Source organism: Planktothrix pseudagardhii, assembly GCF_904830925.1.
Taxonomy (GTDB): domain Bacteria; phylum Cyanobacteriota; class Cyanobacteriia; order Cyanobacteriales; family Microcoleaceae; genus Planktothrix; species Planktothrix tepida.
Window position 1 is genome coordinate 1,752,235 of sequence record NZ_LR882967.1, and the last position, 10,090, is coordinate 1,762,324.

Genomic DNA, 10,090 nt, shown 5'->3' on the forward strand with positions numbered 1-10,090 from the left:
TATTAATAACCCTCCTACAATTAATCCGGTAATTGATTAATTCTGGCAAATTGGCTATAGCTCGGACTCCGTTGACCTACTTGTTTTAAGAAATTAATTGCATCTAAATCTTGAAAGTGATGAGCTAAAAATGGTAAAATATAAAATAAAGCGAAAGCTAGATAGGGTTCTTCAATATTACAGGACTCTTTTAGTAAGTTTATCGCATCTTTTCTAGTAGAATCATCAATTGTTTCACTGGTAGCCATCTTGAAAACAACAAGCATTGTTTTAACTTTTTTACTTCGGTCTCGAATTAACTCTTTCCTTGTACCTCTTTTATCATTTAGATCAAAAATATCTACAACAGTTTTACCTCTATCAGTCACCCCATCAATCCAGGCTTGTTTCACAGTTTGATCCCAATCTAATTTAAGATGTGCAAAAATATCTGTGTCTTTATCAGTTGGATCGATTAGCAAAGGTTTCTTATTGGCATCTAGGGGAAAGTTTGTCCCTTTATGCTGAGAATTATTACAAATGGTACAAGATAATAATAGGTTTGTCCACTCAAAGGTTAAATCAGTATATTCACTTTTACTTTTAGGACAAAAATGTTCAATATCCCCATAATCAACAATCCGAATCTGGCTCTCACAATAGGCACATTTTCCCTGAAACATTTCAACTAAAGCTTGCTTGACTTCAGGCTGATTATATTTATTAATAGCCTTCTTAATAGCATCCTTAAGATCATCTTTTTTTGCATTGTTCAGGAGGAGAAATAGGTTGTTTATCCTGCATAAACAGTTTCAATTGGTTAAATTCCTGCTCTTCTTCTTTAGACAGCTTATCTTTTTTGATTCTGAGTTCATGATATCGCTGAATTTTCTCCTGTGTGGAGGGGGAATAGGTAGACTCTAAACCAAAAGCCGGACTTCTGAGAATGTAGTCAACATCATAAGCTGAGATGTCTTCAACGGGTGTAATTTTAGTTTCTCCGTTAACAATATCTAAACGTAAAGTTAAAGCATCTTCTCCGGCTCCAGCTGCAATAAAAGGACTATGAGTAGCAACAAAAAACTGAAGGTTGGGAAAAACTTCGCGTAGCCATTCAGCAATCCATCGTTGCCAAAAAGGATGTAAGTGAATGTCTAATTCATCAATTAAAACAACACCCGATGCTTGAGTGGGATCTTCTAAATCAGTAAAGCTTTGAAGTAAGCGCCAAATTAAATCTCCTGCTAACGCAATAATACTGCGATATCCATCCGATAAACCAATCGTTGAAACCTTTTGACCATTAATCTCAAATATAATTAAACCTTCGATACTTACTTCGGCAATTTTTGTATTTCCAGGGAGTAGTTTTTCAATCGCATTTATCCCGATGTCTCGCATTTTTTTTGCGCTTGGATCTCCTTTAGCAATTCTAAATTCCAGATAAACCATCCATCTTTCAAATGAACTCAACGCACTATCTTCATTAAATTGCGTGGCAAAATTGCTAGATCGTTTTGCTGGTTCTAAACTAGGAATTAAAACTTGACTGGTTCTAGTTAGGCGACGAAACGCACCATATCCAGCAGCAAACCATCCTTTTGTATCGGATGCAAACGCATTCTTTCTCAACCAACTTAATATTTCTGAACTTTTTTCAATTAATGCAGGTTCTGTATAAGTCTCTTCACCGACTTTGACTGCTTTATCTGCTGTAACAAAATAAGAATAGGAAATTTTTTTTCTTTTTTTATTACCAAAAATCACCTTTCCAAAAATTACAGCATCATTTTCTTCTTGATTTAAAGTAATACTTAATTTCCCCGGCTTTTTAGAATCACAAACCCAACCCGTAGGGCGAGGTAGCAGTTCTTTCGCGGCTTCTGGCCCTGCTAAAAGTAAGGCAATGGCTTGCAGTAATGTACTTTTGCCAACACCATTTTCCCCTAATAAGGAAATCCAAGAATAGGGTTTTGGGCGATGATTGGAAACATTAATAGCAGTCCGAGTGAAAATAATTTCCTCGTTTTTAAAGCATTTAATGTTATTTAGAGTTACGCTTTCGACCCACATTCTTGTCTCCTTAAAAATTTTAGCTTTTTTTAGATAGTAGCACCTTACAACTATCTTATCTCATAGCCGAACTTATTGGGGTCTACTTCGGTTAAATTCAGATCATTTAATCCATATTCTGCCCAACGTTTGGTTACCCTTTCAGCAACATCAACATCTGACTCTAAAGGTTCTCCCCATTCATGATTGGTTTCGGGAGGGATTTTTGTCGTTGCATCGATGCCCATTCTTCCCCCTAATCCAATTTTTTGACTGGCAAAATCTAAGGTATCAAAAGGCGTATCAGGAAGAATAAAAACATCCCTGGACGGGTCAACTTTTGAACTAATTGCCCATACCACTTGTCGCGGATCTCGAATATTAATCTCCTTATCTACAACAATCACAAATTTGGTATAAGTAAACTGAGGTAAGGCACTCCAAAATGCTAAAGCAGCCCGTCTCGCTTGACCCGGATAAGCTTTATCAATGGAGATAATAGCCGCTTTATAACTTAAGGCTTCCATAGGAAGGAAAAAGTCTACAATTTCCGAGACTTGCTGTCTTAAAATCGGGGTATAAATTCGGTTTAATGCGATCGCCATCATCGCTTCTTCTTTGGGGGGACGACCACTAAAGGTAGTTAAATAAATTGGGTCTTGACGATGGGTAACACATTGAAATCGAATCAACGGAGAATGTTCAACCCCACCATAATATCCCATGTGATCCCCAAAGGGGCCATCAGGTAAAATTTCTCCAGGAGTTATGGTTCCTTCTAATACAAATTCTGAGTCCGCCGGAACTTCTAAATCTACCGTTTTACACTTGGCCAATTGTACCCCAGAACCCCCATATAATCCTGCAAATAACCATTCGGATAAATCAACCGGAATGGGGGTCGCCGCCGCCATAATAATTAAGGGATCAACCCCTAATGCGATCGCAATTTCTAATTTTTTTCCCTTCTCCGCCGCTTTGCGTAAATGTCTAGCCCCTCCTCGCACCGATAACCAATGGACGGTCATGGTATTTTTAGATTGCAATTGTAAGCGATAAACTCCAACATTAGGGGTTCCCGTTTCACAATCTTTCGTAATCACTAATCCCAACGTAATGATTTTTCCCGCATCTTTAGGATAGGGACGAATCATGGGAATTTGGTTTAAATCAACATCATCCCCTTCAATGATAATCTGTTGACAAGGAGGGAAAAAATTGCGCCCCGGTTTGGCTTTAACGACATCAAATAAAACTTTACCAAAATCAATGGCTTGGGAGATTTTTTTAGGCGGTTTAGGTTGTTGTAACATTCCTAATTTTTTCCCCAATTCCTCTAACTCTTGGGGGTTTTCCATATTCATTGACCAGCAAACCCGTTGTTCTGTCCCTAATAAATTGATCGCAACCGGATAGGGTGAACCTTTAACATTTTCAAATAATAACCCTGGGCCACCACATTGCAACATTCGGTTAGAAATTTCAGCAATTTCTAAGTCAGGATCAACTAAGGTTTGAATTCGCCGTAATTGTCCCCGTTCTTCTAACAGTTTTAAAAATCCCCTTAAGTCTCTCGCCATTGTATTTAAGAATTGTTACATCTGTTTTTATATTATGACAGTTTTTGAGACGGAATGCCCATCTGTGTCAAAATTATCTAGGTCAGTGTAATTATTTTTTTATTCCTTATTTAACCTTTATTAAATTAACCTGATTTAGCCTTGCTCAAAATCCTCAATTTTATTATAATAGATTAAATACCTGACCCTCTATTAAGAGCCTATCAAATCATGTCTGAAACTATTAAACTTGATCAATTTCTGAAATTCATGGGTGAGGTTTCTACCGGAGGACAAGCTAAAATTATGATTCAATCCGGTGAAGTTCGAGTTAATGGTGAGATTGAAACTAGACGGGGACGAAAATTAGTTACAGGAGATCAAGTGTGGATCGGTGGAAAAACTTTAACGGTTAATTTAGAGCAGGGATAACATCAATTCACCATTGGGCATAATCGTATTACAAATGATGGCATCGCTTTGATTAAATCCACTAGAATCCGTTAAATTAGCATCAGTTAAATTAACGGCTTTAAAATTAGCTTTTTCTAAATCCGTATCTCGTAAATCAGCCCCGACTAACCAAGCATTTTCTAAATTACACCCGTAAAGGTTTGCAGCACTTAAATTAGCTTGATAAAGATTAGTATAGCTTAAATTGGCGTGGGTTAAATTGGCTCCATTCAGGTTAGCATGGGAGAGGTTTGCCCCCATCATTTGTACTCCATATAAACTAGCTTGTTCTAAAATCGTATAACTTAAATTAGCCCCCATTAAGTTAGCACCGCGTAAGGAAGAACGACTGAAATTTGCGCCCTTGAGATTTGCCCCACTTAAGTCAGCCCCAATAAAGACTAATTTACTGAGATCCAAACTTTGTAAATCAGCGCCTCTTAAATCCACCTCTTTAAAATTCCATTCCCCTGTGGCTTTTCGTTGTACTAATTCCCAACTATCCATAAAATTAAGCCTAAATCCCATACTATTAATAGCATCAGATGTCCGTTTAAGGAAAAACCCAGATGACGCCAACAGTCCTCCAAGAGATTGATCAAAAGTTTCACCTGGTTCTACTTACCGCCCGACTTCTTCTACAAAATAGTGCTGCAACAGAACGAGTTCATCGGGTAACTGGTCAATTAGCCGATAGTTTAGGAATTGAAGCCCGGTTATTAGTATCTTATGAAGCTATCACCTTAACAACCAAAATTCATAATCAATTTTATTCGCGCATTAGTACCCCCATTCCGGCGATGAAAATTAATATGATGGTCATGACTCAAGTGATGCGCTTAGTCGATGATATTCAACAAGGACATAAAACTTTAGAAGAAGTTACAGATGAGTTAGAACTGATTAATCACCATGCGCCTCATCGTTATCCGCAATGGTTTTTAGTTTTAATGCTAGGAATTGCGGGGGGAAGTTTGGCTAAAATTTTTCATGGAGATTGGTCTACTTTTTTGATTGTGAGTTTAGCAACAGCCCTGGGATTAATCTTAAGACAACAATTAGCAAAAAACAAGTTTAATGGGTTTATTATTACCTTTTTTGCTGCTTTTTTGGGAGGGTGTATCAGTGCAATTGGAATTAAACTGGGTTGGACAACAACCCCAGAACCCTGCTTATTAGTTCCCTCCATGATGTTAGTCCCCGGAGTTCATTTAATTAATGCAGTTTTAGATATGGTTTATAACCATCAAATCACAGGAATTGCGCGATTAAATTTTAGTTTAGTAATGTTAATCTCTATTTTATTTGGTTTATTATTATCAGGAAGTATTATGAATATTTCTGTTGCTGTTAATTCGATAAAATCCCCTTTATTACAGCCGGAAAATATTTTATTTGCTGGATTAGTCGCTGCCGGATTTGCTATTTTATTTAATGTTCCTAAAGGAATTCTTTGGGTTTGTATTCTTTGTGGAATAGTCGGTTATGGAATGCGATTTTTTTCGATTTATATTGGATTAGGAATTATTTGGGGAAATCTTTTGGCTTCAATGGTTGTGGGATTAATGACAGTTTATTTTTCTCGACGGTTTAAAGTGCCTTCGGCGGCGATTGCATTTGGGGCTGTTGTCGGAATGATCCCTGGAATTTTTATGTTTCGAGCCGGAAGTGGTTTAATTTTAATGATGAAATTAGGCATCAATTCCGATATTTCTTTAATTGCTAATACGATAGTGATGGCTGGAACTGCCTTATTAATGACATTAGGAATTCCGGTGGGGTTAGCCTTACCGAATTTATTATTTTTTAGATCAGATGATTAGAGCGTTCACCCCTTCCCTGATTTTGGAGAAAGGAGATAAAAGACAGGCGTAGGGTGCGGAAGAGTCTCTCAAATCGCTTTTCGCTATTCCCTAAGAGGGTTAATGCTGAACAATCAATGTTAAGAATTCCTGAAAAAATCAAGAATTCAGAATTTTATCCGGTTTGCTGCCTGCTGAAGTATGACCGAACGTAAAGTTAAATTACAACTCTTATTAAAATGTTTAAATTTTTTCCAAAATTGAATCAACCCTTTAACCTAGAAGTTTAAAGCAATATTACAAGAGAGAGCCAATGCAAGATCTGAAAAAGTATCGTATTCGATGCACACTCACCTATGGCGATATCTATAGCCAAATTATCGTTTGGCTAATTGTCATCTTTATTGCCTTAGCGACTTCATTAGCACTGTGGAGTACAGCCCGCCAAATTTATGCGTTAGCAACGGTGAGCTTAATTGTTGTGCTGTCTTTACCTTTTTTACTCTTTGCATTTGTCACCACGTTATTTAACCATATCGAAGTTCTATCTGTAGACCCATCCATTGAAGACGAACCAAGCCGTGCTGAACTTCCCAGTTCCAAAACGGCGCAAGTGGCGAGTTAGAATAAATTCAACTCATACAGTTATCAGTTATCAGTTATCAGTTATCAGTGTAAGAGTTATACCAGTAGGGGCGGGCTTCCCCCACCCTTACAGACCTATAACTAATAACTAATAACTAATAATTGATAATTGATAATTGATAATTGATAATTGATAATTGATTAAGATGCTAGAACATGATGTGATTATTGTTGGGGGCGGGTTAGCTGGATGTCGGGCGGCGGTAGAAATTGCCCGCACTAACCCCAGCTTAAATATAGCCGTTGTTGCTAAAACTCACCCCATTCGTTCCCATTCCGTTGCCGCCCAAGGGGGTATCGCCGCTACATTAAAAAATATTGATGAAAGCGACAGTTGGGAAGCCCATGCTTTCGATACCGTCAAGGGTTCAGACTATCTCGCTGACCAAGATGCGGTGGAAATTTTAGCCAAAGAAGCCCCGGATGTCATTATTGATTTAGAACATTTGGGAGTCTTATTTTCCCGTCTTCCTGATGGACGCATCGCCCAACGGGCTTTCGGCGGACATTCCCACAACCGTACCTGCTACGCCGCCGATAAAACAGGTCATGCGATTTTACACGAACTCGTCAATAACCTCAGACGTTATGGCATTCGTATCTATGATGAATGGTACGTCATGCGCTTGATATTGGAAGAGGGACAAGCCAAGGGCGTTGTCATGTTCCGTATCAATGACGGACAGTTAACGGTTGTTCGCGCGAAGGCGGTCATGTTCGCAACGGGGGGTTATGGTCGAGCGTTTAATACCACCTCCAATGACTACGCCTCAACGGGGGACGGGTTGGCGATGTCAGCGATGGCGGGAGTTCCCCTGGAAGATATGGAGTTTGTGCAGTTTCATCCCACAGGTTTATATCCGGTAGGGGTGTTAATTTCCGAAGCGGTGCGAGGAGAAGGCGCTTATTTAATTAATAGTAATGGGGAACGATTTATGGCGACTTATGCCCCAAGTCGGATGGAATTAGCACCCAGAGATATTACGTCTCGCGCTATTACTTTAGAAATTCGTGCAGGGCGTGGAATTAACCCCGATGGCAGTTCTGGGGGGCCTTATGTTTATTTGGATTTGCGACATTTAGGACGGGAAAAAATTATGAGTCGGATTCCTTTTTGTTGGGAAGAAGCGCACCGTTTATTAGGCATTGATGCTGTGGTTCAACCGATGCCTGTTCGTCCAACGGTTCACTATTCAATGGGGGGAATTCCGACTAATATTAATGGGCAAGTTTTAAGCGGTATCGATAGTTTAGTGGATGGATTATTTGCGGCGGGAGAAGCGGCTTGTGTCTCCGTTCATGGAGCAAATCGTTTAGGTAGTAATTCCTTATTAGAATGTGTTGTTTATGGAAAACGAACAGGAGCAGCTATTGCTGAATTTGTGCAAAATCGCAAATTACCAACTCTTGATGAACAGCGTTATTTGAAAGAAGCTCAAGAGCAATTACAAGGGTTATTAGATCAATCAGGAGATTACCGAATCGGGACACTCCGCCAAGACTTTCAAGATGCTATGACGGCTCATTGTGGTGTGTTTAGAAATGATAGTGTGATGCGAGAAGGGTTAAGTCTAATTCAAGAGTTACAGAATCGTTATCAACAGATTTATTTAGATGATAAAGGCAAATGTTGGAATACAGAATTAATTGAAGCTTTGGAATTAAAAAGCCTAATGATTGTGGGAAATATGATTTTAACTTCAGCCTTAAACCGTCAAGAAAGCCGAGGGGCTCACAGTCGAGAAGATTATCCCCAACGCAATGATGAACAGTTCCTCAAACATACCTTAGCTTATTATTCACCTGCGGGTATTGATTTAGCATATCGTCCGGTTCAAATAACGTTATTTGAACCCCAGGAACGAAAATATTGAAAAAGTAGTGAGGCGTGAACGCCTCCTAGCCCTAAAGGGCTTACTACAATTGAGATATCCCTCTTCTGTCACTCTCCGAGAAGTAGAATAAGAAAATAAACAGATTGAATAGCTAGAAAGCAGGTAAGGTAATGAATGTAGAGTTACCAATTCTTAAGCATTTAGCCCGATAGGTATTCCCTAAAAATTTTAAATCATGACTGTTATTATTGCAGGTGAACGCAGTGGCGTTGGTAAAACAACCGTTACATTGACAATTTTATCTTATTTAAAACAACACAATTTTAATGTGCAATCCTTTAAGGTTGGCCCTGATTATATTGATCCCATGTTTCATGCCTATGTAACGGGAAAACCTTGTTATAATTTAGATTCAATTTTAACATCAGAATCCTATATTAAAACTTGCTATTTTAATCATATTCAAATGTCTGATTATGGATTAATAGAAGGGGTAATGGGTTTATTTGATGGGATTCCTGATGGTGATAATATTCCGATAGCTTCCACGGCTCACATTGCTTTAATTTTGAATATACCTGTTATTTTGGTTTTAGATTGTAGTCGATTATCGGGTTCTGTAGCTGCCATTACCCTGGGATTTAAAACCCTTAATCCTAAGCTGAATTTAGCTGGGTTGATTTTAAATAAAGTAGGAAGCGATCGCCATTTAGAATTATTAAAAACTTCCTTAAAATTCCTCAATATTCCAATTATAGGAATCTTGAAAAGACAAGAAAATATCGAAATTCCCGCTCGTCATTTGGGGTTGATTCCAACGGAAGAACTACCTGAACTAAATTTACTGATTCAAGACTTAGCTAAACTGGCTGAATCTTGGTTTGACTGGAAACAATTATTACCCTTATTAAAATATAGCCCAAAAACCGGATTTATTCAAGAAACTGCATTTTTAAACACTACAGTAGAGCCTAGAATTAAAATTGCGATCGCTAGAGATTCTGCATTTAACTTCTATTATGCCGAAAATTTAGAAATTTTACAACAATTAGGTGCGGAATTAATTGAATGGAGTCCATTAACCGATAACCACTTACCCCCCGGAATTCAAGGATTATATTTTGGGGGAGGGTTTCCAGAGGTATTTGCTCAACAATTAAGCCAAAATCAAGTTATTTTAAAAGCAGTTAAATATGCTATTTTATCAGGAATGCCAACCTATGCCGAATGTGGAGGGTTAATGTATTTATGTGAAAAAATTATTGATTTTGAAAATAATGCTTGGTCAATGGTGGGGGTTTTGCCAACAACGGCGGTGATGGGAAAACGATTAAAATTAGGGTATTATCAAGCCAAAGTATTAAAAAATACGCCTTTATTATTAGAAGGCAAAATAATTACCGGACATGAGTTTCATCGTTCAGAACTGCTCGAAAACTCAACTCAACCGTTATATAAAATGCAGCGTTTTTTCTCAGTAGAAAATAATCCTATAATTTTAGAAGGATGGGGAAATCTCTCTAACGTTCATGGGTCTTATTTACATCTCCATTGGGGAGATAAAATTGAGATTCCAAGACGATTTTTAGAAGGGTGTCGCAATTACTAACCTTAGATAAAATCCTAAAATTGATACTATATAAAAATAATTTCCTAAACCTCCTGTATAAACCTTGCATACAACGTCTCTACTTGGACGGATGCGTAGCAAACATTTAAACAGGAGTCCCGTTGCTCCCCTATCCAGATTTTCACCGATATAATT

9 protein-coding genes are annotated in these 10,090 nt (G+C 38.1%); 5 read left to right on the forward strand and 4 right to left on the reverse strand.

All coding sequences use genetic code 11. The features are described from left to right. Positions 1 to 20: 20 nt before the first annotated feature. From NMK36_RS07485 to NMK36_RS07495, 3 genes are read right to left on the reverse strand one after another with little or no spacing between them, the layout of a single operon-like run. Positions 21 to 776, reverse strand: coding sequence for a retron system putative HNH endonuclease (locus NMK36_RS07485; RefSeq protein WP_367997207.1), 756 nt, complete (start codon positions 774 to 776; stop codon positions 21 to 23). Beyond that, complete coding sequence (locus NMK36_RS07490) at positions 733 to 2,052, reverse strand: AAA family ATPase (protein ID WP_072722785.1); 1,320 nt, start codon at positions 2,050 to 2,052, stop codon at positions 733 to 735. Before NMK36_RS07490 ends, NMK36_RS07485 begins: the two co-directional genes overlap by 44 nt. Positions 2,053 to 2,102: 50 nt before the next feature. Beyond that, positions 2,103 to 3,611, reverse strand: coding sequence for a UbiD family decarboxylase (locus tag NMK36_RS07495; RefSeq protein WP_254173441.1), 1,509 nt, complete (start codon positions 3,609 to 3,611; stop codon positions 2,103 to 2,105). Positions 3,612 to 3,821: 210 nt separating this feature from the next. Here NMK36_RS07495 and NMK36_RS07500 point away from each other — a divergent pair, with 210 nt between their 5' ends. Next, on the forward strand, positions 3,822 to 4,022 hold the full coding sequence (locus NMK36_RS07500) for an RNA-binding S4 domain-containing protein (RefSeq protein WP_072722787.1): 201 nt from the start codon (positions 3,822 to 3,824) through the stop codon (positions 4,020 to 4,022). Here NMK36_RS07500 and NMK36_RS07505 read toward each other — a convergent pair. Beyond that, positions 4,008 to 4,550 (reverse strand): pentapeptide repeat-containing protein, encoded by a 543-nt coding sequence (locus NMK36_RS07505; protein ID WP_072722788.1) that lies wholly within the window; start codon positions 4,548 to 4,550, stop codon positions 4,008 to 4,010. The genes NMK36_RS07500 and NMK36_RS07505 overlap by 15 nt on opposite strands. Before the next feature lie 62 nt (positions 4,551 to 4,612). Here NMK36_RS07505 and NMK36_RS07510 point away from each other — a divergent pair, with 62 nt between their 5' ends. The 4 genes from NMK36_RS07510 to NMK36_RS07525 all read left to right on the forward strand — a co-directional run bounded on the left by NMK36_RS07510 (position 4,613) and on the right by NMK36_RS07525 (position 9,934). Further along, on the forward strand, positions 4,613 to 5,866 hold the full coding sequence (locus tag NMK36_RS07510; RefSeq protein WP_254173442.1) for a threonine/serine ThrE exporter family protein: 1,254 nt from the start codon (positions 4,613 to 4,615) through the stop codon (positions 5,864 to 5,866). 292 nt (positions 5,867 to 6,158) lie between these two features. After that, positions 6,159 to 6,470 (forward strand): hypothetical protein, encoded by a 312-nt coding sequence (locus NMK36_RS07515; protein WP_254173443.1) that lies wholly within the window; start codon positions 6,159 to 6,161, stop codon positions 6,468 to 6,470. A 166-nt stretch (positions 6,471 to 6,636) separates the two neighbouring features. Next, entirely contained in the window at positions 6,637 to 8,364 is a 1,728-nt protein-coding gene (locus tag NMK36_RS07520; protein WP_254173444.1) for a succinate dehydrogenase/fumarate reductase flavoprotein subunit, read from the forward strand. Positions 8,365 to 8,560: 196 nt separating this feature from the next. Next, entirely contained in the window at positions 8,561 to 9,934 is a 1,374-nt protein-coding gene (locus NMK36_RS07525) for a cobyrinate a,c-diamide synthase (protein WP_254173445.1), read from the forward strand. Positions 9,935 to 10,090 lie beyond the last annotated feature (156 nt).